Raw genomic sequence first — 21,077 nt, 5'->3', positions numbered from 1 at the left:
GAAAACAGAACACACTGAACCGGATTTTTGGTTTGTGTTACACAAATAAATCCCAAAAATATTCAGCGCCGATCTTCTGCATGCGTATCAATTCTGATATGGAAACAAATAATCTTTTTAGATATTATATAATTTATTTGAGATATCAGATGAATATACCTTTTCTTTTTGCAGAATCCGCAGAACATACTTCACAAAAGAATGGAAGGGTCGTCCCCACCATGCCAGCTAAGACGGGGACGCATACGAATTATATGTGTAGCCTCAGTATTATCATCTACCACAAATGCGATTCCTTTCTCAGAGCCCATTTTCATTATTGAATCTCCGAAATTGTCTTTCATATAAGTGGGCCTGACAGATTCAAGGACATTAATATCGTCCTGAGATGTGAGCCGGTGGCATATTACAAGATCGGATTGTGAAAGTACATCTGGATGAATGGATGCCGGACGCTGTGTCGCAAGTACAAGTGAAAGACCAGGTTGCCTTCCCTGTTTTAGCCATTCGTTAAGTAATACATCCGATGCAAGCGTTTCACCATGTACCGGTAAAAACTGCTGGGCTTCATCGATGAACATCCAGACCATAGGGATTCCTTTTACAACAGATTTGTCGCCCATCATTTTTCTTTCGTAGGAACGTCTGGCTTCCAGTCTCAAATGGTAAATGGTTCGGGCAATTGCACTCACAAGTGCAGACCTTAATGCCTCACTTCTGATTGTACTCACATCAATTACTGATGTAGAACCACCTTTTACAAGTTCTGCGATTCCCTCGCCTTTTTCCGAGAAAATGCCCCATGATTCTGCTGTCCTGAAATGATTTTCTACAGCACTTTTTGCAACAGAATCCGCGCGTTTATCTGTGCTAACTGAAGTAATGATATCTTCAAATGAAAAATCCTCTTTGTATTGCAACTCATCTATCAAGCGTACTATAAGAACCCCCGATGGAGATACCGTATCTATTCCAAAGAGCCTGCACCACTCATATCCATCCATATCAGATATCGATAGGGAAATTGGCTTTACACGTATATGCCTTTCTTCATATGAAGCAAGACTTCCTGCAGGTACAAAAACATCGACATCAAATGCTGTCGGTTTAAGCTTCCAGTTAAGGATTTGCTCTTTCTGGACATCATTGGTCTTTCCAAGAGTCCAGAAAATACCCATTGTATCAATGACGACTGATGAAACATTACTCTTAATTTCATCCGGGAGCATCATCATACCTTCCATGAGGACCGCCATTGTGTAGGATTTACCATAGCCTCTTTTACCTGCAATAAAAACTGCATGCGGTTTGTTTACATCCAGAGATACATGTGAGCCGGAAGAACGATCACGTGCAAGATACCTTCCCATGTAAAGAAGAACATCTTCACCTTTTCCACCAAGAATATATTGTTGCTTTGAAACACCTGCATTTAATGAATCTGACATACAGGATTTGAGAACATAGTTACAATATATAGTATTTTTGATTTTGCCTGAAAATATGAAATTTATATTTTTAAAAGATTGAAATGAATAACAGGAGACATTTAAAATTAAAATAGTGTCAGTATTTTAATTAATAAAGTATTTATAGGGACATCAATATGTAGGTGAAAGAGGAATCTCCGTCATCACATCATTCCCCTCTGATGCATTGATTCTTTTAATGTATCATACCCCATACTTCACCCAAACCATCATTATGCGAGGTTCCTCATTTCTTTTCACAAATTCTTTTTTATGTATGAGTATATTCTTTCCATTTAAAATTCCCATAGGCTACGCAAGGAATATGGACATATAGTAACTGCACCTGAAACTGAAATCAATGCTATGGTCATAGCTACATCGCAGAATTAGAAATAGAATGCTTCTGTGATTCCGGGAACCACAGAATATTAAGACTTTTATTTTTGGAGAATGAAATGTTTATGATAAAATCTTGTCAAGTTGTCCCATGGAACTTGCAAGTTTTATTTCCTGAGCGATTCTCTTACCGGTTGAAAGATTTGGTTCAACAAGATCAGAATAAGGAGAACCTGCAAGGTAAATGTTTGTACCTGCAACTATACGTGCTGATATTTCAAAGACCTTGATCTCAAGTTTGTCCGTGACAACTGTCTCCAGACAGAAAGGACCGATCATACCGCCAAACAGTTCAAGTGACTGCTCAACAACCCTTTCTCCCAGATTGAATATCTTTGGGAGAAGTGATTCCCTGGCAACAAGCGGAACATTTCCGGTAACAACATAAGTAGGAATAATTTCAGCCTCTTCAAGCTCTTTTGGAGAACCAAGCCTGAAAATCTCGTCTGCATTGGACTCGACCCTGCGGTCCATGCTGAGCATCTCAAGGATACCTGTACTGAGTTTGTAGCCTTCTTCCCTCAGTGGTGAATAGAAGAAATGAAGATAATACCTTGTTCCTACAATGAATTCCTGTATCGTGAATTTCTCATTGGGATCGATATGTTCCTGGAATTCTTCATAGTTCTTGGCGATAAAGAAACCACGGCCACCTTTTGCACCATGATATTTTACCATTACTGGGCCATCTATTTCCTGTGGTTTTACTACCCTTGGCATTTCAATTCCTGCGCCTTCAAGCCACTCACGTTCCATTTCCCTGTCGGACTCCCACTCGAGAACTTCCCTGTTACCAAAAGTTGGGATTGCAAGTTCAGCAAAAGCCTCTCCTCCCATATATTCCACAAATGAACCATGTGGGATAACAATAGCATTCTTTGCGCGTAGCTCAGCAAGAATATCCGGGATTTCCTTGTAGCTTCCAACTACAATGAATTCATCCGGTTTTGCAAGAGGGAAAGCATCGTAGAATCTTGGAGGCTCTTTTACACAGATACCTATGGTCCTGAAACCTTCCTGTCTTGCACCATAGAATATTTGAAGACTGGAATGAGAACAAACAGTGGCAATGCTCAGATTGTCCTGGTCATAATTCTCAACGATTTCCATTATTTCTTCTTTAGTAATCATAGTGTAATAGCCCCTAGAATTTACCTCATATTGTTCTTGCTATTCTTTAACTTTTCGAGTTACATTTTAAATTGTTATAAGTTCAAGTGAAATTGAACTTAAAGGAAATAATATAAATCAACGTTCATATACTGAAACTTATGGGAGAGAACGAAGAAAGTACGGGCTCAGAAAAAGTGCTTATTCTTCCTCTGAGTGAGGATTCAAAAAAAATAACCCAGTTGCTTTCAAATGAAAAAGCAATGAAGATGCTGGAGATACTTGCAGATAAACCAATGTCTGCCAGTGATGTTGCTGAAATGCTTGACATACCGCTTACAACAGTAAAGTATAATCTTGACGGACTAATTGAAGCAGACCTCATCAAAGTCAAGGAAACAAAATGGAGCCGCAAAGGCAGAGAAGTCAAAATATACGAACCTGTCCAGAAACTGATAGTTGTTGCCCCTGGAAGCATGAAAAAGGACAGAACTTCAATACTTAACATGCTTAAAAAATATCTTGGCCTTGTTGCCGGAGCTGTGTTTGCTGCAACAGGGCTTGAAGCTCTTAGCAGATACTCAATGTTTTCCTATGCACCGCAAATGGCACAGGATTCTGCCAGTACCAGGAGTTTTCCTGTTAATTCAGGAAACGAATCCATGGCAGCAATGACAAAAGAAGCACCTGCATATGAAACAGATAATTTTGCAGGATTTCAATATGATATGGATGAAAACGCATCTGATACTGTGCTCTGCGAACAGACCGTCAAAGAGGAAATGCCTGCTGAGATTCCAACCGAGTCTGCAGAAATGACTCCAATAACATCGGACGGGGTACAGCCTGAAATGCTTGCTTCATCAACACCTAACGGAACTGATGCGGGTGCTGATGTGATGAGGGAAAGCGTGATGACAACAAACCAGACACCCGTTGAACCGCTTTCAAACACAGTAACAGATAACGTAACTGCAGCAGGAGGAGCTGTTACAGACTCATTTATTCACGGACTGTTGTCTCATGTAAGCGTATGGTTTTTCTTTGGCTGTATTTTTGTAATTACCCTTCTATTTGTAAGAGAAATGTATTATAGAAAAAAGAACATATGAAGCCAGAGTGAATTGTATGAGAGTTGCTCTGAAAATAGCATATGTAGGCACTGGCTACCATGGATCACAGGTCCAGCCGGATGTAGCTACAATAGAAGGCGAGCTGTTCAATGCACTCACGCAGCTTGAAATTATCGAAGATCCTAAAACTGCACGTTTTTCAAGTTCCGGAAGAACAGATGCAGGAGTACATGCAAGGGAACAAGTCGTTGCTTTTGATACTGATAAGCCAAACCTTGCAATCCCAAGGGTTATTAATTCAAAATTACCGAATTCAATCTGGGCATGGGCACATGCTGAAGTTCCTGACGATTTTGACCCCAGAAGATGGGCAATCAGCCGTAAATACAGGTATATAATGAGCGGAGAGCAGTATGATATTGCAAAAATAAGGGCTGCTTCAAAACTGCTTGTAGGGGAACATGATTTTGCTAATTTCTGCACCAAGGAAGGAGACAAAAGCACCATCCGCAATGTAGAAAAAATAGATGTTCGTGTTAGTGGAACCTTAACCAAGATAGACATTCAGGCAAACAGTTTCCTCTGGAACATGGTGAGGAAAATAGTCACAGCACTTACAATGGTTGGAAGCGAAGTCAGGGACGAAGAATGGCTTATGCAAATGCTTGACCCGGAGTCATACGAAGAAGGATTGGAATCATCAGCGGCTTACGGCCTGACACTTATGGAAGTGGAATATCCTGAACCTATAGACTGGTGTGAGGATGCTTATGCCATAAGGAGAGCCACCGATAATGTACATGATTATCTGGTGCGACACAGGGTTATGGCTGAAGTGATGGACCACCTGGTTCCAAACGAATAATCCTTTTTTACTATTTTAAGAGAATGCGTTGTACTGCAAGTATCCGGGATGTGGTCGTAGACTATGAACTGATCCGAAGGGATGTGAAAAATCCAAGGCTGGAGTTCCACGAAGGAGAGCTATATCTCATCGTTCCGAAATCGTTCAGGGAACATGAGAAAATAATCCGCAGGCACCAGAGATGGATATACAACCGTTATTCTAAAATGCAGAAGATTCAGGATTTTTCCCGGGACATCGAACTTGTAACCGGCAGATCGGTGGATGAACTGAAAAGCCTCATCGATAGATTTGTGATTATTATTGGAAAAGAGCTTGGAGTCAAACCTGAAAATGTAAGGTTCCGGAAAATGAAAACAAAATGGGGAAGCTGCAGTTCTAAGAAAAATCTCAATTTCAACACATTTATGCGATACCTGCCCGATGAAATGGTGGAGTATATTGTACATCATGAGATGGTCCATCTTATTGAACTGAATCATAGTCCCAGGTTCTGGAACCATGTGAAAAAGCGTTATCCTGATTATAAGGAATCAGAGACAAAGCTTTCAGCCTACTGGTCCATGATACAGCAAAAGTGTCAAAATAATCAGTCATGAATCAAGCTAATCTTTGCGAAGAACCGTAAATGTCCTTGTGAGACTTTTGTGTACTTTTTGTGTAAACACATCTACAACCGTAAATCCAGCCATTTCTGCAAACACGACAACCTTCATCTCGGAAACTACAACTGCAAGTTTTCCGGTTTTAAGTACACGATGCATTTCTGCAAATGAATCCGTATACAGGTGATGAAGAGATTCTGCCCTTATAGCCGCAGACCTGCCATAAGGTGGATCCGTCACAATTGCATCCACTGATGAAGCTTTAAGTGAAACACGACATGCATCACCCACAAGCAATGTGTAATCAGCATCATATTCATCAAGGTTCATCTTTGCACCGTGGGATATCATGCGGCGGACTTCAATACCGATAACATGGGCACCTATGAGGCCTGCTTCAACAAGGATACCTGCCGTACCACTGAACGGATCGAAAAGTACCTCATCTGAACGTATTTGGGATATGTTCACAAGGGCTCTTGCAACTCTTGGCATAAGCACACCAGGGTAAAAAAATGGTTTTTTATGTGGCGCACGGTGTTCATAATCACCCCTGTCAACTGTTGCTACAATTGAGCCCAGGACTGCCTTGTTGGTCATGATTAAACGGAAAGTAACATCAGGTTCATTCAGGTTAGCCCTGAAACCTTTGCGATATATGCTGCCACCCAGTCTTCCTTCTATGAACTCCCTTTTGACATCACCGTGATGTTTTGCCCTCTTTGCACGGACAACATAGGTTTGCCCTTCTGACAGGTGCCCGGACAGATCAGAATTGTCGCACATATCTATTATCTGATCGGTTTCAACATCGCATATACCTACTACTTTCAGTATGTGATGGGACATTGCAAGCCTGCCTGCAATGAAGCGAAGTTTTGTGTCAATATCCTCACCTTCGATATCAACTACGAGGCACTGGTCATAGGATGCATGTTCCCTGAATGTCAGCCCTTCCATTGAAAGACAGGCGAAGACCTCTTTTACTGGCAGGACAGCGTGCTCACCGGATAACTCAAAAGCATACAGCATAATACCTGCAATAGAGAATAGAAGTAGTATTTAAAGCGTTTCAATGGAGAATTGAAAAAGAAAAACTAATTGAAAAGATGTAAAAGAAAATATCAGAACATCAGTTCTAATGCTTCTTTTCCTGTCATACCTACTTTTATACTAAGATTGATGGCTTTCTGGGTTGCTCCGACAACAGGTGCTGCAAGCACATCATCAAAGCTGTTCACACCTTTGACCTTCACAGCAACATCACCAAGAACTGATGCTGTTTCCATGTCAAGATAGCCACACATCACAAACCCCCTGTCTGCACGGATTACGAGTAATGATGCATTCTGCATAGCAAAACTCAAACCCATTGCAGTTCCGTTTTGAAGTTCGATATTTTCTATCAGCATAATATCACCTTAATCCTTTCAACTTTCCAGTATTAATCAGGATTGTTAGAGCCATCCAGATTTAATTTATTGAGCATTTCATCTGTATTGCCAGAAAACAGCCTGTCAAGAAAAGTTTCTAAACGTGTCTTCGTTGCAGATTCAGAAGAATCCTTAGTAGTATTTGCAGTTGTGTTTGCCGCATTATTTCCTTCAACTACTGGTTCTTCCTCTTCAACAGAATACTCAATTACCACTTCACCTGTAAAACCAAATTTTCCTTCAATAACAGTTCCTTTTGATGTTTCTTTCACTGACTCATTGTCAATTCCATCAACCGATTTGAGCTCCATACCTTCAGGCAAACTGATTGTAACATCTGTTTCAGGTTCTCCCTGGAACCACATCACAGAACCAGATTCATCAAGTGGAACCTTAAAATCATAAAATACTTTATATTCATTGACAATATCGCGTTCCTCGCCTGTAATCCCCAGAAGTTCAGAGGACATGTCTGTTTCAACACCAAGTAAAATAACATTCTTAGATGTATTGTCAATTTTCACGTCCATATTGTCCTCTATTGACTGCCTGAAGGATTTGCTCATTGAGACATCAGTTTTTAATAATTCCCAGGCAGCTACAAAGCCATCGTCATTCCCAAATTCCATATCAACATATTTTTTGAAAATGATAGACCTGTCACCGGAATAAGTTTCCGTGTAAGACCATGTCATGCTGTCTTTTTTTACAGTTATACTGTTATCCCAGTCATAAGCTGCACTTGCAGGAATGACTAGGACTGAAAAAAGAATAAAGATTAAAGATAAGAAACTCACGATTCTCAATCAAATCTCATCCTGATAGGTTATTTAGTTGTAACCTGACATCCGTCTTCTGTTACTATGACAGTGTGTTCTTTCTGCGAGACCATTCCACCTGCAACTTCTTTAAGTACAGGATATGAATGAACAATCCCTGCTTTTTCAAGCTGCATGAGAGCAAAGTCAAGTTGAGGAGTCTTTAACCACCTTTTTGCAAACGGAAGAGTCCTGTGAGGAGCAAGTTCCTTAAGGAGAGCTCTTGCAGCTGGTAAGCGCACAGGTTTTTTGTTCACCACCTGAAAAATCTCTGTCAACGTTCCGTCCACTACCTTTCCAGCACCATCTGTTGCAAAAGGTTCAATAGCTATTATGTCACCTGTTTTGAGTACAACTCCACTGCTCACTCTTTTGTTAGGTACACTTGGAGGAGCATGAGGAATATATTGTGAAAGTCCGTGTCCTGTTAGATTTCCAACAGGTTTCAGGTCATGTGCAAGAATTGCATCTTCTATAGCTGCTGCAATTTCTGCTGTGCTCACACCATTCTTTACAGTATCAATTGCTGCATCAAGCGCATCACTGGAAGCGTTTACCAGATCAGTGTACTTTCCTGAAAGGTCAATTGTGATTGCAGAGTCTGCAATGTAGCCGTCAACATGGACACCAAGGTCAAGTTTGATGACATCTTCACCAAAGACGGTTTCATCACCTGCAAGTGGTGTGGCGTGTGCCGCCTCATCATTACGGGATATATTACATGGGAATGCCGAACCATCAGCACCTAGTTCCACTGCGCGGTTTTCCACAAACTCAGCGATTTCCAGCAGGCTGACACCTACCTTTATCCTGTCTTTTGCCTCACTCCTTACCTGTGAGAGTATCTTTCCTGCTTTGAGATATTTGTCAATTATCTCTTCGATCTCCTTAACTTTGTCAGCCATGTAAAATCTCCTTATAGCACTTTAGTTGGCACTAATATACAAATTTCTTTTCCATTTCAGTCAGGTTCTCATGCCCGTCTGCTGTTACAAGAATCAGGTCTTCAAGACGGATGCCACCTACATCCGGATAGTATAATCCCGGCTCAATGGTGATGATATTTCCTTCCTCCAGTTCCACATCACTGTTGCCAACAAAGGGAAGTTCATGAATCTCAAGACCTACACCATGCCCTGTTGAATGAATAAAACCAACGGTGGAGCCGTCTCTTACTGTGTCATATCCTTTTTCCTTAAAAACATCACAAACCCTGTTGTGTATTTCACTGCATTTGACACCCGGTTTTACCATTTCAATACCAGCTTTCTGGGCTTCAAGAACTGCATCGTACATATCTTTTAGTTTGTCGGAAGGAGTTCCATGAAGAACTGTGCGGGTCATGTCAGCGTAGTATTTTTCTCTTTTACTGCGAGGGAAGATATCTATGACCACAGGTTCATCTGCCTTTATCGGGCCTTCGCCCTCCCAGTGAGGATTTGCTGAACCTTTTCCTCCTGCAACGATGGTGCTGTCTGCCTCACATCCATGTTCAAGAAGAGTCATATCGATTTCCTTGCGGATCATTTCTGATGTCAGGGCAAAACCACGATAATTGAGTATTCCCTCCACACTTTCAGATTTCCTTATCATTTCTGCAGCTGCCTTCATCGCAGTGTTGCAGGCATCCTGTACTTTCCTGACAATTTTGATCTCAGATTCGTTCTTCTTTGCACGAAGCTGCAGGAATGGACTTTTTACCGCCTGTATGCTGAATCCTTCTTCCTTGAGAGTTTGGGCAATATGATATGGGAAATCCCTTGGGACTGCAATGTGCCTTGTACCCTCTTTTTGTAGAATCTCAGCGATGCAGTCGCAATAGGCAAGAGCAGGATCCTGTCTTTCCTTTACCTTTGACCTGTAATCACAGCCCTGTAAAGTACGAATATCAGAGACCCTGGATTCCAGTTCAGCTCTTCCTTTTTCCATGTCGGAAATAAGTAGTATTTCACTACCATCTTTAATTTGAATGTAGGTGAACTCGTCTGAAGCTGAAAAACGGGTTGCGTAATAAATATCTGCATTGTTCGAATTGCCTACCATCAGATATGCATCTGACTTGTGGCTTTCCAGCGTTTTGGAAATATCGATAGGAACAGTTGATGAGGTCATAATATAATATCTAGTAGCTACTAGTACAAAATTGTTATCAAATGTCTGATTTGAAGATTACAGAATATATCCTGACATGAATTGTTATTTTTTGACCATAGTTCTGCATGCATAATTTGGCATTTATTCATACATTGCCAGGAGTTCTATGAACATAGAATGTGGATATATCCACATTCCGGTTATATACAGCTCCATGAATAGCAACTATTATGCACAACGCAAATCAGTACGTTTCACAGTTCACAAATGTCTCTGACTTCCTCAGGGATATTAAGTATATAATACTGTTTTACGTACTCGGAGATTTCCTGACAACGGCCCATGCTCTTAACTATGGATTCGAAGAGAATGACTTCCTGGCGGCAGTTATGCATAACTATGGTGTGGGTTCTCTCCTGATACTAAAAATCCTGTTCATTGGAATCGTGTACTGGAATTACACAATCCTGAAAGATTCAGATTCAAAATGGACAGATCTATTATGGAGATGGTCAAGGAAAGGAATTGCATTCGTAGGTCTGTTTCTGGTGGTAAACAACCTGATGGTCATATTCATGGAATGCAGCCTTGTGCAGATACTCCACACTGTGGCATTATGATGGTAAAAACGGAAAAACGTTCCAAAAACGACGCAAAACGGAAAAATGGAAAAACGTTCCAAAAACGGCGAAAAACAGAAAAACGGAAAAACGTCCCAAAAACGATGAAAAACGGGAAATCCACCATTTTTATTACATTTTCAACATCTTATCTCTTTTATCATGCATTATCTTGACATGATTCCTGCCAGCAGACCTATAGATATCACCATTAAAAGATACAATATTAAAACAAATAGTATCTTCATGGTAGGAAGGTTGGCTATGGAATTTATTCGTACCATAATATTCTATTAGTGCTTCATTATAAATAATTATTGAAGTTAAGCTTCTGAAAACAATGGAAGAGCACTTTGAACTGGATACATGTATAATTAGTGCATAATAGCCGAGAAAATACCTACAGATAACATCAAAAGAAGATAGAGAGAAATCATTAATATTAATCTTACTGCTGTGGATTTTCCGCATTTCGTAAACATAACAGTCTACAAAAAGACAGTAGTATTATAAATACATTTCTAGTTATATCAAACATAGTGTGTTTGACAAACATGTGTGAATACATGAGCTGGAAAAGAGGTGTTGACAGGACAGATGAGCCAATGAACACTTATAATTACAGGAAGTCGTTTTTGAAGTAGCATTTGGAGAACACTAGAATAATCGACGGCTTCCATCTGACCTTTCTGACCCCTAGATATAATCTATGATATATGAATATTACGAATATGATTAATAGTAATATTTTGTATGCGCTTTTAATAAGTTATCATAAACCGTACTAAACAAGCCTTGGCACGAAATCAAAATTGAAATACAAGCGCACATAACTGTCCCCATATAATAAATGTGAAGCTATATTTTTCCTGCATTTCATATTAAAATCAGGAAAGTGTTCTAACTTAGATAAAATATGAACTTACAAAATTTCTCACTTGCCGTACAAAAAGAGTATTTTGAAAAAATGCAAGTTATATTCCTGTAATTCCTGCAAAGATTACTATCCCAAAAAGAAGAGCAATATACAGGATTGCGAGTATCAGCGCTTTGGCAGCAATCAAATTGCCGGAATCATTCATATGTACCACATTTAGCATTATATATACATGCTATTTATATGTAGTTAAAATTCAAAAATTATTAAAACTGTATAATAAAGATAAGTGAATATTGGAGAAAGTAATTAATTATTAAACCAAAGAATACAGGCACTATGAGAGAAACATATGTAAGCAGGTATAACAGATGAATTTTAGTCGGCTTACATAAACCTCACAATTAAGTACCAAGGAATACTGAACATATTTTTTAGGCATTTCTTGAAATATATTACCATACAAATTTTATAAAGATTCATATAAATAGTTTAAACATAGACATAAAAATGTACCATTGATATTTTTAGAAAATATCGATAGAGACTCATTTACTAAACAGAGTGTGGGAAAATGCAAAATAGAAACATAATAGTAGGCGTAGCCTTGGTATTGTTACTTGCAACACAATGTGCTGCAGGTTGCACTTGTGAATCTCCAGAAGGATGTTATTACGTCACAGTCACCGGAGAATATTACACAAGCGGATTTAACACAAATACGATTGATATTGGCTTAAAAATCAATTATGATGGTCAGAAAACAACCATTGTATATTGGGAAGATCTTGGTAGTGAACCAGCTATCACACTTGACACTGATAAAACTGTGGTTAATATAATATCAGAAAAAGTAGGAGAAAACTGTAAACATTATGTAAAGATAGAGCCAGTATTCACTGCAAATGGAAATGAATACTCTCCAAGATACTTAAAATTATATTTTGACCAAGAACAAATTACAGTGTACCAAATTAAAGAAAAAGGTTTTGAAGACAACAGTATTAAAGCTACAATTAAACCAGTAATATGCAAAGAGGAAATACCCGAGTTCCCTACGATAGCATTACCTATAGCTGCAGTAATTGGATTGGCATTCATATTCCAGAACCGTAGAGAAGATTAAATCTAAGGGAACCACCCTTAGTTCTTTTTTAAAAACATAACATGTAGACAATAAGATAATAGCAGAAGAAATTATTAGGGTACAAATTTTTATTAAAAAAAGAAAATGCACCCGGAAATTCCGGGATTTGAGTTTTAACGCCCGAACCGGGATTCGAACCCGGGTCGGAGCCTCGACAGGGCTCCATGATAGGCCTCTACACTATTCGGACATTAGAGTTAATTTCGCTTGTGAGCACCCCTAAAAGGGCGTTCTTGTATATAAAGCTTTTTGTGAGTTGTTCATGATTTTGAAAGTCCCGCCTCCCAGACTCGAACCGGGGACATCGCGGTGCCTGCGCGTAATGTGACCATGCACATGAATCAAACTACAGCCGCGCACTCTACCAACTGAGTTAAAGCGGGTCTTACAAATCATGCTTCCGCACGACAGTGCCGTGCGATGCAACACTCCAATACGCATAATCATACTTAGCTCTTTCGCCGAAAAACAAGTTTGCACATGCGTAGTATATAAAGAAAAGCATTAAATGCGGCCAAAGTAAAAATCTAGAAAATTAAATAAAATAGGAAAGGCCTGAAAAACAAAAATGAAGTTGCCATGTCACTACAGGACAGGCGCACTTCAAAAGAAAGAATTAGAAAGTGTCCAGTTCTCCGTTGATAACCATCTTTGTTATCCTGGTTACATCAGAGAGCCAGTCGTCCATTATGACCTCAACTTCTGACTTAATAGAATTGAAGTTTGCACCATCAGCAGGAATTATCTGTGCACTGGCTACAAACGGCTGGTCTATTGGCTTACCTATCTGGGAAAGAAGCTTAATGTAAACATCATCTACATCAGGAACTGCCTTTACGATATCCTTTGCCATCTGGGTTGAAAGAAGATTGTATATCTTACCAATGTGGTTGATAGGATTCTTACCACTAGTTGCTTCCATACTCATTGGCCTGTTTGGTGTGATGAGTCCATTTGAGCGGTTTCCACGACCTACTGAACCATCATCCCCCATTTCTGCAGATGTACCGGTAACAGTCAGGAACACAGAATTCTTCTCGCAGTTATCTGCGGCATTGATGAATGTTGTTACTTTACGGTCTGTACGTTTGAGAGCAAGATCGGTAACATAGTCCACCATTTCTTCCTTGAGGTTAATGTAGTGGTCCATATCATCTATGTACTTACCAACCATACCGCAGCAGATGGTGAGCTGAATATCATCATTGTCTCTCAGACCCATTACCTTGATATCCGTTCCAATTCCCGGGATTTTCTTCTTGAGATCTGTGATAAGCATTCTCTCTGAATCATAAACAATCTGCTCAAGTTCTGAGAAGGGAGCATGGCCTACACCAAAGGAAGTATCATTTGCAACAGGAACCCTGTCTCTCTGGAAAACATCTCTTAGATCAGATGAACCTGTACCAAGTTTACAGTCAAGGATTATGTCACTCTCAAGGTCAAGGTCAACTATTGTGTTTCTGAGATAATTCTTAGCTGCTTTTATCGCAACAGCTTCAGCAGGAATCTCAACACCGTTGAATTCTTTGGTTGCCCTTCCGACAAGCAGAGTATAAATTGGCTGAATAACCTCTCCGCCTCCAAACTGAGGGTTTGATCTTCCTGCCACGATTTGAGTTTCATCGGTGTTATGGTGGAGAACCGCACCACATTTTTCGATATATTCCTTACACAGTGCACGGCTCATAGCTTCTGCCAGACCGTCGGAGATACTGTCAGGGTGACCTACTCCCTTCCTCTCCACAAGCTCAATCTGCTGTTTTTCCACCGGCGTTTCGATCAGGTGTTCAACTTTGATGTTTCGCATCATATTAATCCTCTAGAAGTCAATTAAAAGACAAATGAAAGAAAATAAATCAAATCGATTATGTATTCTTCGCTATATCAAGAACGTAATAGATATTTAATATTTACCGTCCAAAAATATAACTGATAGTAATAAGTACACGCGTGTTAAATTAACTACATTTTAATCTAAGCTCAGCGTGAACTCTATATGCTATAAAAGTCTTTCAAAGAACGTTCAATTGATACTGATTATAATTTCACAGAAGGATCCCCATGATACGTATTGCAATACCCAACAAAGGGCGCTTACATGACCCTACAGTAAACCTCCTCAAAGAGGCAGGCCTGCCTGTACTTGAAGGAGGGACAAGGAAACTTTTTGCCAAAACAACAGACCCTGAGATCACATATCTATTTGCAAGAGCCGCAGATATTCCGGAATATGTGCAGGATGGTGCCGCAGATGTAGGCATCACAGGTCTTGATCTTATTGATGAGACAGAATCCGACGTAGAAGTGCTGCTTGATCTGAAATTCGGCGGTGCAAATCTGGTACTTGCAGTGCCTGAAGATTCAAAAATCAGCTCTGCAGCGGACCTTCAGGGAATGCGCGTTGCAACTGAATTCCCAAACATCACTGCTAAATATTTCAAAAACCTTGGTGTTGATATCGAGGTTATAAAGGTAAGCGGTGCATGTGAAATGACACCACATGTCGGAATTGCCGATGCAATTGTTGACATTTCAAGTTCCGGAACAACTCTTGTAACCAATCATCTAAAGATGATAGAGAAAGTTTTCACTTCATCAGTTTACCTCATTGCAAATAAAAAGACAAGAGCTGACGATGAAAAGATCGAACAGATCCAGACAGCTGTTGAAAGCGTGCTCAGGGCAAAGGGCAAACGGTATCTTATGATGAACGTTCCTGAAACCGAGCTTGAAACCGTTAAAAAGGTACTTCCCGGAATGGCAGGACCAACAGTGATGAAGGTTGAGTCTGATAATTCAATACTTGCAGTTCATGCCGTAGTTGATGCATCCAGTATTTTTGCAACCGTTGGAGAGCTCAAAAAAGCAGGCGCAAAAGATATTCTTGTAGTGCCAATTGAAAGAATGATGCCTTAAATGAGGTCATATGTCATTTGAAGTGATTCCTGCCGTTGATATGAGAAACGGCAAATGTGTACAATTAGTACAGGGTGTTCCGGGAAGTGAAATGATATCCCTTGATGATCCTGTTGCCGTAGCAAAGGACTGGGTATCCCAGGGTGCAAAAACTCTTCACCTTATTGATCTTGATGGTGCTATTGACGGAAAACGCAAAAATGCACCAATTATCGAGAAAATAGTTAAGGAGTGCAAGCCGCTTGGTATGAAAATCCAGGTGGGTGGCGGAATCCGTTCTTTTGAAAACGCTGCTGAACTTCTCAATATCGGTGTTGACAGAGCCATACTTAGTACTGCCGCCATCAACAATCCACAACTTGTAAAAGAGCTTGCAGATGAATTTGGAAGCGAGCACATAAATGTAGCTCTGGATTCCAAGAATGGCAAGATAGCCATTGATGGATGGAAAAAAGAGTCAGAATTCACAGCAGTTGAAATGGGAATCAAATTTGAGGAACTTGGTGCAGGAAGTATTCTGTTTACCAACATAGATTCTGAAGGACTTCTTCAGGGTGTAAACACTGCTCCTACCGAGGAACTGGTCAAATCCGTAAGTATTCCTGTAATTGCATCTGGTGGTGTAACTAAACTTGATGACCTCATTGCACTGAAGAATACCGGAGCAAAGGCAGTTGTTGTTGGAAGTGCACTATACACAGGTAAATTCACACTTCCAGAAGCGATAAATATTATCAGTGAAGATTTATAAAGAAATCAACTATAGAGAATCTAATCAACAGGTGCATCCATGAGAAAAGCAGAAATTTCACGCAAAACCAGCGAAACTGACATCTCCATTGGGATTGAGCTTGATGGAAAAGGCGTTGCAGACATTAGTACAGGTGTAGGTTTTTTTGACCATATGCTGACTGCTTTTACAAAACATGGAAACTTCGACCTCACTGTAAAAGCCACTGGAGACCTCATTGTAGATGACCACCACCTGATAGAAGATACAGGTATAGTCCTTGGTCAGGTACTGGCTGAAGCACTTGGAAACAAAGCAGGTATTGCAAGATTTGGCGAGGCACGTATCCCCATGGATGAAGCACTTGCAACAGTTGCACTTGATCTTGGAGGGCGAAGCTATCTTGTAATAGATGCAGACTTTAAAGCTCCTAAAGTTGGTGAGTTCAGCACCCAGATGGTAGACCACTTCTTCGAAGCCGTTGCCCAGAATGCAAAAATAAACATGCATGCTCATGTTTATGGCGACAACGACCACCACAAAATAGAAGCACTCTTTAAAGCATTCGCTTATGCTCTTAGAAGAGCAGTAGTTGTAGAAGGCGACGAGATTAAAAGCACTAAAGGAGTGCTTTGATCTTTACTAATATTCAGAATTATTCTATTTTCAAATATCATAATTCCAAATTCCGTATTATCGGAATTTATTTCTTAATTTCTCGTAAAATTCCTGTTCTTTACCACCGGTCTTTTTTGATAGTCTCTCTACTATCAATTCAGGAGTGCTTTTTGCGACATAATTATAGCGAGGATTTCTATCGACTACAAGATTCAATTCTGAATCCAGACCACTAGCCTCAATTCCATCAACCCGGATATTGCGGTTGGTATTTTCCAATATCTGCTCGGACAGATGAGATACGAATATCGACATTGTACTGTCATTTTCCATTAACACTTCAAGTATCCCTGCCATTATTTTTGCTGATGCGCCCGGTTCAGTAATCGACTCCAGTTCATCAGCCAGAACGAATTTTGCAGATTCATCTGCCACCACTGAAAATTCAGTAAGGGTTGTTTCAAAAGCGCCTGCATCCAGCGTACCTTTTGATTTGGCGAAGTAGTACATTGACTCTGTAAGAGAGATTTCCATCATTTCTGCGGGAACCGGGAAACCCATGTGAGCAAGAATAATGCTTTGTGCAAGTAATTCCAGAAGGGAGGTCTTACCTCCCGAATTAACACCGCTTAAAAGTACAACGCGACTATCATCGTTTTCCAGGCCAAAGGAATTTTCACCAATGGAATAATCAACCGGAATTACATCCCCATGTCTTGAAAGAAGGAAAAGATTTCTTCCGCTCTTTAACCCAACACCTGCACCATCTATGATAGCAGGCATTGTAAGACCGTAAGTTCTTGAAAAGAGGCCAATTGCAAAACCCACGTCAAAATCAAGAACTGACTTCACCATCTCCCGGGAAAGTTCCCTGTAAGCAGATAATATACGGGAAACTTCACGTTTATGATTGAACTTTCTTTTCTGTGCCTTTTTGTCAAGGTATTGCCTTAAGTTATTAAGACTTTCAACATCCGCCTCTATTGGATGCATTATTTCCTCAGGGAACAGAGAATCCACAAGTAAACGTTCTTTTTTCTCCAGGTGAAGTTCATTGCATATCCTTTCAACAGCATCTTTTACAACTGAACTATAATTCTTATGCAGCTTCTTACTCAGTATCTCTTTCAACTCCATTGAGCCATTCATAACCTTTAGCATGTCCTGACCACTCAACGTCATCTGGCTATTCTCAAGAGATGAGTTCAGTTCTTCATTTACAGAACTGACAGTCTCAGCAACAACGACATTGAGACTTGAAATTGCATCGGATATCCTGTCAAGTTCAGCATCCATCCCGTGAACAATGTCACCATCCTCATCAATAAGAGCAAGGGTCGATGACAACATTTCAATTGCATCATCATCCATTTTCTCAAAAAAACTCACTCCTTTTGACCGTAGCAGTCTCACTAAATTCACAGAGGACTCAAGGGAGCTGAGATTACGGGAAAACAGGAATATTTCTTTTTCCGGTATTATTTTATAATCATCGAGATCATCGAGATCAGATACGAATTCAGGTTCTATATCTTCAGGGAAATCAAAAGCCAGGAATTTATCACCTACTGCGATTACCTGTGAAAAACCTCTGGAAATATCTATTAGCTCTGATAGAGACCTTGCAAAATGGACATCAACTAAACCGGAAAATCGTTTTCTTGCAGATTCATAGTATTCCTGATCTGATGTGATTATCACACGATCGCGTATTTTTGGACATTGGTACCTGAAATTAAGCTGGGAGACCGTTGACAGCAAATCAGCAATACTATCATCGCCTTCCAGCAGACTTGCTGTATGCATATAATATGAAACAGATTCTCTTACCTGCATGATTTTTTCTGCTTTTGTGGAAGGATATGGGAAGAACACATGTAATTTCTCCCTGGAATAACGTGTATGAGCAAACTCACGTACAAGATCAAGCAATTTCTCGTAGACATCCATTGCCTCCCGTGTTCTCAAAAAATCAGCCATGGTTACGCCTTCCACCCTTGATGCAACATCCTGTATCAATGATATAGCATAGCGTTGCCCTATTCCTTCAACTTCTGAAATGCTGGCAATATCCCCTGCCAGTATCGCATCAAGTGCCTGAACCTCACTACCAAAATGTTCCACGAAACGTTTTGACATCTTATCCCCAATACCAGGAATATCCTGTAATGTCCTTACTTCTGCCATCATTTAAATCATACCTCCGACCCGGATGCAAAATTGTCGAGAGTACAATTTGCGATCCCCCTTTCAACTTTATACCTGTCCCTTTCGGACATCTTGCTCATTGAAGCTGAGGTCTTGGGTTGCAATTGCTTTGCATGTGTCTTGTTTCTCCTCTTAGGGATTGCCTGTGAATCATAATACATGTCCCACAGGTCATCTATCTCATCAGTAGTCGATATGAATTCCAGACTTCCTGCAAGGGAAGCAGGGATATTTGTATAATGATCCAGTCCCACATGTCTTCCATTTCCTATCCATGCAACATCCCTTTGAATCACTGCAACCGGAAGATCAGGATTTTTTCTTGCAAGCCATCGACAGAACATATCTCCAATGTGGTGCGGAGAATCTACTTTTACAGAAAGCACACCATTCACAGAATACGGACGTCCAAACATACACAAACGGTGATATGAACGACTAACATCACGCATGTAATTATAGTATTTTTTTCCGGTTCTTGTCTTGCCTGAATATAGCAATTCGACATTACCTTCACATGAAACCAAAAAGTTCACCAGCTCAATAGGACTTGAACTACGATGCCTCAGAACCATTGATATGTAACCTTCAACATCAGGGTCACGCTGGAACATCCTTGCTCTTTGTGAACCGAAAATGTGGCATACAATTTTAGAAGTATCAACTGTCGCCCTGAATCCCAGCATTTTTACGTCAGTTATACCTGCAAACTCCATTTTCTGCTTCAGTGATTCCCTGTCCTTTGCACTGATGAGTTTGCAGTCTTTATTCGCCATAAGTTCTGCACATGCAAGCAGAACACCTTCCACATTTTCCCTGAATGCTACTATCATGCTCCCACACCTGTAAATGAGAAGAGGTTTGTCTGTCTTTTTCCATTGAGTTCAATAAAAGGCCTGGCACGACTGATAACCACACCCATACGTGAAAGTTCCTTTTCTGAATTAATCGGTCTTGACTGGATTATCCTGTTTGCACCCACCGGCCCAATTCCCGGCACTTTGAGCAAGTCGTCTCTGTTTGCGGTATTCACATTAATAGGGAATATATCAGGATTACATGAAGCAAGAAGCATCTTTGGATCCATATCCATAAGGAAACCATTATCATCAAGAACAGAATCAAGATCACATGCAGTCATGCCATAATCTTTCAGAAGATAAGATGTCTGGTAAAGCCTTATCTCCCTCCACATAGGAGATGGAGCATTGTTCTCAAGAGGCGTGAATGGAACCGGATCAAAACTCATGAAATATGGTCTTCTTAGCTCATACCTGTTCATAAAATTCTCAACGGTTCCGATAATTTCCCTGTCAGATTCCTGAACTGCGCCCACCACAAATTGAGTGTCATTCGCACCTATAATGCGGCCTCTAAAACCTTCTTCCTTTCTTTTTTTGTTGATGAGATCACGGGTCCATTGCAAGCGCTGGAGTACATCATTCTTGTAATCAAAGTTCGGGCAGATCTCCGAGTAATTTATTGTACTTGTAGTCTCTGCATTTACCCCAAACTTGTTTGCACACTCAGCGATCTCCTCCAGCAGATACTTAGGTGTCCCCGGCATCACACGAATGTGTATATAACCTGTGAATCCCTGCCCCCGAAGAAGCCTTGCTACCTCCAGTTGCTTCTCAGCAGTCCTCTCGGCATCACCAATAACACCTGATGACAGGAATAAACCCTCAATTGCATTTCTGCGATAGAATGACCACGTGATTTTCGTAATCTCTTCCGGACTTAACGATGCCTTCACAGAATCCCTGCCGCACCTGTTAGGACAATATGTGCACTCCCCGGAGCAGGCATTTGTCATCAGTGTTTTGTAGAGCTGTATGCAGCGGCCATCAGGTCCGAAAGCATGACAGACAGCGCTCTGGTTGCAACTATCATACTTCGTGCCTTCGGACAATACTCTCATCCTTTCCATAAGCGTCATATGGTGCTCATTAGCAGGACTTCTGTGGTTCATCAGTGAAGAATATGCCAGAGAAGAATATAAGCAACCCGTAAGCGGGGTGAAAGTATTCGATGAAAAGGCTGATGTGATAACACTAAAAAACAAACAAAAAACAGATACAAATCCAAATAT

The 21,077-nt window shown here is 40.4% G+C and carries 19 protein-coding genes and 2 tRNA genes; 8 read left to right on the top strand and 13 right to left on the bottom strand.

The features are described from left to right. Positions 1-191 precede the first annotated feature (191 nt). Together V7O61_RS00585 and V7O61_RS00580 are read right to left on the bottom strand one after the other, a co-directional pair. Positions 192-1,448: an ATP-binding protein gene (locus tag V7O61_RS00585; protein WP_023845022.1), complete on the bottom strand. Its 1,257-nt coding sequence runs from the start codon at positions 1,446-1,448 to the stop codon at positions 192-194. 483 nt (positions 1,449-1,931) lie between these two features. Further along, a complete protein-coding gene (locus V7O61_RS00580; protein ID WP_023845023.1) occupies positions 1,932-2,999 on the bottom strand; it encodes a formate--phosphoribosylaminoimidazolecarboxamide ligase in 1,068 nt (355 codons plus the stop codon). A 140-nt stretch (positions 3,000-3,139) separates the two neighbouring features. Between V7O61_RS00580 and V7O61_RS00575 the strand changes: the two genes are divergently transcribed. Genes V7O61_RS00575 through V7O61_RS00565 form a run of 3 tightly spaced genes read left to right on the top strand, consistent with a single transcriptional unit; the run spans position 3,140 to position 5,515 of the window. Further along, complete coding sequence (locus tag V7O61_RS00575; protein ID WP_407283056.1) at positions 3,140-4,090, top strand: ArsR/SmtB family transcription factor; 951 nt, start codon at positions 3,140-3,142, stop codon at positions 4,088-4,090. Positions 4,091-4,106: 16 nt separating this feature from the next. Then, complete coding sequence (gene truA / locus V7O61_RS00570; RefSeq protein ID WP_407283057.1) at positions 4,107-4,916, top strand: tRNA pseudouridine(38-40) synthase TruA; 810 nt, start codon at positions 4,107-4,109, stop codon at positions 4,914-4,916. A 23-nt stretch (positions 4,917-4,939) separates the two neighbouring features. After that, a complete protein-coding gene (locus tag V7O61_RS00565) occupies positions 4,940-5,515 on the top strand; it encodes a M48 family metallopeptidase (protein ID WP_407283058.1) in 576 nt (191 codons plus the stop codon). 6 nt (positions 5,516-5,521) lie between these two features. Here V7O61_RS00565 and V7O61_RS00560 read toward each other — a convergent pair whose 3' ends face one another. The 5 genes from V7O61_RS00560 to V7O61_RS00540 all read right to left on the bottom strand — a co-directional run bounded on the left by V7O61_RS00560 (position 5,522) and on the right by V7O61_RS00540 (position 9,884). Continuing rightward, the gene (locus V7O61_RS00560; RefSeq protein ID WP_407283059.1) at positions 5,522-6,553 is read right to left on the bottom strand and encodes an RNA methyltransferase; all 1,032 of its coding nucleotides are present in this window, start codon (positions 6,551-6,553) and stop codon (positions 5,522-5,524) included. A 92-nt stretch (positions 6,554-6,645) separates the two neighbouring features. After that, entirely contained in the window at positions 6,646-6,933 is a 288-nt protein-coding gene (locus tag V7O61_RS00555; RefSeq protein ID WP_407283060.1) for a YunC family protein, read from the bottom strand. A 32-nt stretch (positions 6,934-6,965) separates the two neighbouring features. Continuing rightward, on the bottom strand, positions 6,966-7,760 hold the full coding sequence (locus V7O61_RS00550; RefSeq protein ID WP_023845029.1) for a hypothetical protein: 795 nt from the start codon (positions 7,758-7,760) through the stop codon (positions 6,966-6,968). Between the two features lie 20 nt (positions 7,761-7,780). Continuing rightward, on the bottom strand, positions 7,781-8,677 hold the full coding sequence (gene map, locus V7O61_RS00545) for a type II methionyl aminopeptidase (RefSeq protein ID WP_023845030.1): 897 nt from the start codon (positions 8,675-8,677) through the stop codon (positions 7,781-7,783). A 31-nt stretch (positions 8,678-8,708) separates the two neighbouring features. Beyond that, complete coding sequence (locus tag V7O61_RS00540) at positions 8,709-9,884, bottom strand: M24 family metallopeptidase (RefSeq protein WP_407283061.1); 1,176 nt, start codon at positions 9,882-9,884, stop codon at positions 8,709-8,711. A 212-nt stretch (positions 9,885-10,096) separates the two neighbouring features. Between V7O61_RS00540 and V7O61_RS00535 the strand changes: the two genes are divergently transcribed. Together V7O61_RS00535 and V7O61_RS00530 are read left to right on the top strand one after the other, a co-directional pair. Beyond that, on the top strand, positions 10,097-10,486 hold the full coding sequence (locus V7O61_RS00535) for a hypothetical protein (RefSeq protein WP_288070643.1): 390 nt from the start codon (positions 10,097-10,099) through the stop codon (positions 10,484-10,486). Between the two features lie 1,451 nt (positions 10,487-11,937). After that, positions 11,938-12,489 carry a PEF-CTERM sorting domain-containing protein gene (locus V7O61_RS00530; protein WP_407283062.1) on the top strand — a complete coding sequence of 184 codons (552 nt, stop codon included), beginning with the start codon at positions 11,938-11,940 and terminating at the stop codon, positions 12,487-12,489. Between the two features lie 138 nt (positions 12,490-12,627). Here the strand turns inward: V7O61_RS00530 and V7O61_RS00525 are convergent. From V7O61_RS00525 to V7O61_RS00515, 3 genes are all read right to left on the bottom strand, one after another. Further along, positions 12,628-12,700: transfer RNA gene (locus tag V7O61_RS00525), tRNA-Asp, on the bottom strand. 85 nt (positions 12,701-12,785) lie between these two features. Further along, a tRNA-Tyr gene (locus V7O61_RS00520) sits at positions 12,786-12,893 on the bottom strand. Positions 12,894-13,126: 233 nt separating this feature from the next. Next, positions 13,127-14,323 (bottom strand): methionine adenosyltransferase, encoded by a 1,197-nt coding sequence (locus V7O61_RS00515; RefSeq protein WP_023845034.1) that lies wholly within the window; start codon positions 14,321-14,323, stop codon positions 13,127-13,129. Positions 14,324-14,574: 251 nt separating this feature from the next. On the opposite strand from V7O61_RS00515, the gene hisG reads away from it, so the two are divergent. The 3 genes from hisG to hisB are packed head-to-tail and all read left to right on the top strand — an operon-like array spanning position 14,575 to position 16,795. Then, positions 14,575-15,429 (top strand): ATP phosphoribosyltransferase, encoded by an 855-nt coding sequence (gene hisG, locus V7O61_RS00510; protein WP_023845035.1) that lies wholly within the window; start codon positions 14,575-14,577, stop codon positions 15,427-15,429. Positions 15,430-15,439: 10 nt separating this feature from the next. Continuing rightward, complete coding sequence (gene hisA, locus V7O61_RS00505) at positions 15,440-16,180, top strand: 1-(5-phosphoribosyl)-5-[(5-phosphoribosylamino)methylideneamino]imidazole-4-carboxamide isomerase (RefSeq protein WP_407283063.1); 741 nt, start codon at positions 15,440-15,442, stop codon at positions 16,178-16,180. 39 nt (positions 16,181-16,219) lie between these two features. Then, the gene (gene hisB, locus V7O61_RS00500) at positions 16,220-16,795 is read left to right on the top strand and encodes an imidazoleglycerol-phosphate dehydratase HisB (RefSeq protein ID WP_288070753.1); all 576 of its coding nucleotides are present in this window, start codon (positions 16,220-16,222) and stop codon (positions 16,793-16,795) included. 57 nt (positions 16,796-16,852) lie between these two features. Here hisB and V7O61_RS00495 read toward each other — a convergent pair whose 3' ends face one another. Genes V7O61_RS00495 through V7O61_RS00485 form a run of 3 tightly spaced genes read right to left on the bottom strand, consistent with a single transcriptional unit; the run spans position 16,853 to position 20,957 of the window. Further along, entirely contained in the window at positions 16,853-18,967 is a 2,115-nt protein-coding gene (locus V7O61_RS00495; protein WP_407283064.1) for a MutS-related protein, read from the bottom strand. 5 nt (positions 18,968-18,972) lie between these two features. Next, positions 18,973-19,818, bottom strand: a complete 846-nt coding sequence (locus V7O61_RS00490; protein WP_407283065.1) for a DUF4130 domain-containing protein — start codon at positions 19,816-19,818, stop codon at positions 18,973-18,975. Further along, the gene (locus V7O61_RS00485) at positions 19,815-20,957 is read right to left on the bottom strand and encodes a radical SAM protein (RefSeq protein ID WP_407283066.1); all 1,143 of its coding nucleotides are present in this window, start codon (positions 20,955-20,957) and stop codon (positions 19,815-19,817) included. Before V7O61_RS00485 ends, V7O61_RS00490 begins: the two co-directional genes overlap by 4 nt. Between the last annotated feature and the right edge of the window lie 120 nt (positions 20,958-21,077).

The organism is Methanolobus sp. WCC1, assembly GCF_045690315.1.
Classification (GTDB): domain Archaea; phylum Halobacteriota; class Methanosarcinia; order Methanosarcinales; family Methanosarcinaceae; genus Methanolobus; species Methanolobus tindarius.
The sequence above is the reverse complement of the archived record's forward strand: the minus strand, read 5'-3'. Positions and strand labels throughout refer to the sequence as shown.

Bases quoted from the DNA above. Each gene is read 5' to 3' on its own strand.
- V7O61_RS00495 (WP_407283064.1), bottom strand. From the start codon at position 18,967: ATGATGGCAGAAGTAAGGACATTACAGGATATTCCTGGTATTGGGGAT.
- truA (WP_407283057.1), top strand. From the start codon at position 4,107: ATGAGAGTTGCTCTGAAAATAGCATATGTAGGCACTGGCTACCATGGA.
- V7O61_RS00560 (WP_407283059.1), bottom strand. From the start codon at position 6,553: ATGCTGTATGCTTTTGAGTTATCCGGTGAGCACGCTGTCCTGCCAGTA.
- hisG (WP_023845035.1), top strand. From the start codon at position 14,575: ATGATACGTATTGCAATACCCAACAAAGGGCGCTTACATGACCCTACA.
- V7O61_RS00535 (WP_288070643.1), top strand. From the start codon at position 10,097: ATGCACAACGCAAATCAGTACGTTTCACAGTTCACAAATGTCTCTGAC.
- V7O61_RS00575 (WP_407283056.1), top strand. From the start codon at position 3,140: ATGGGAGAGAACGAAGAAAGTACGGGCTCAGAAAAAGTGCTTATTCTT.
- V7O61_RS00485 (WP_407283066.1), bottom strand. From the start codon at position 20,957: ATGAACCACAGAAGTCCTGCTAATGAGCACCATATGACGCTTATGGAA.
- V7O61_RS00540 (WP_407283061.1), bottom strand. From the start codon at position 9,884: ATGACCTCATCAACTGTTCCTATCGATATTTCCAAAACGCTGGAAAGC.
- V7O61_RS00555 (WP_407283060.1), bottom strand. From the start codon at position 6,933: ATGCTGATAGAAAATATCGAACTTCAAAACGGAACTGCAATGGGTTTG.
- V7O61_RS00515 (WP_023845034.1), bottom strand. From the start codon at position 14,323: ATGATGCGAAACATCAAAGTTGAACACCTGATCGAAACGCCGGTGGAA.
- V7O61_RS00490 (WP_407283065.1), bottom strand. From the start codon at position 19,818: ATGATAGTAGCATTCAGGGAAAATGTGGAAGGTGTTCTGCTTGCATGT.
- hisB (WP_288070753.1), top strand. From the start codon at position 16,220: ATGAGAAAAGCAGAAATTTCACGCAAAACCAGCGAAACTGACATCTCC.
- map (WP_023845030.1), bottom strand. From the start codon at position 8,677: ATGGCTGACAAAGTTAAGGAGATCGAAGAGATAATTGACAAATATCTC.
- V7O61_RS00565 (WP_407283058.1), top strand. From the start codon at position 4,940: ATGCGTTGTACTGCAAGTATCCGGGATGTGGTCGTAGACTATGAACTG.
- V7O61_RS00530 (WP_407283062.1), top strand. From the start codon at position 11,938: ATGCAAAATAGAAACATAATAGTAGGCGTAGCCTTGGTATTGTTACTT.
- hisA (WP_407283063.1), top strand. From the start codon at position 15,440: ATGTCATTTGAAGTGATTCCTGCCGTTGATATGAGAAACGGCAAATGT.
- V7O61_RS00585 (WP_023845022.1), bottom strand. From the start codon at position 1,448: ATGTCAGATTCATTAAATGCAGGTGTTTCAAAGCAACAATATATTCTT.
- V7O61_RS00580 (WP_023845023.1), bottom strand. From the start codon at position 2,999: ATGATTACTAAAGAAGAAATAATGGAAATCGTTGAGAATTATGACCAG.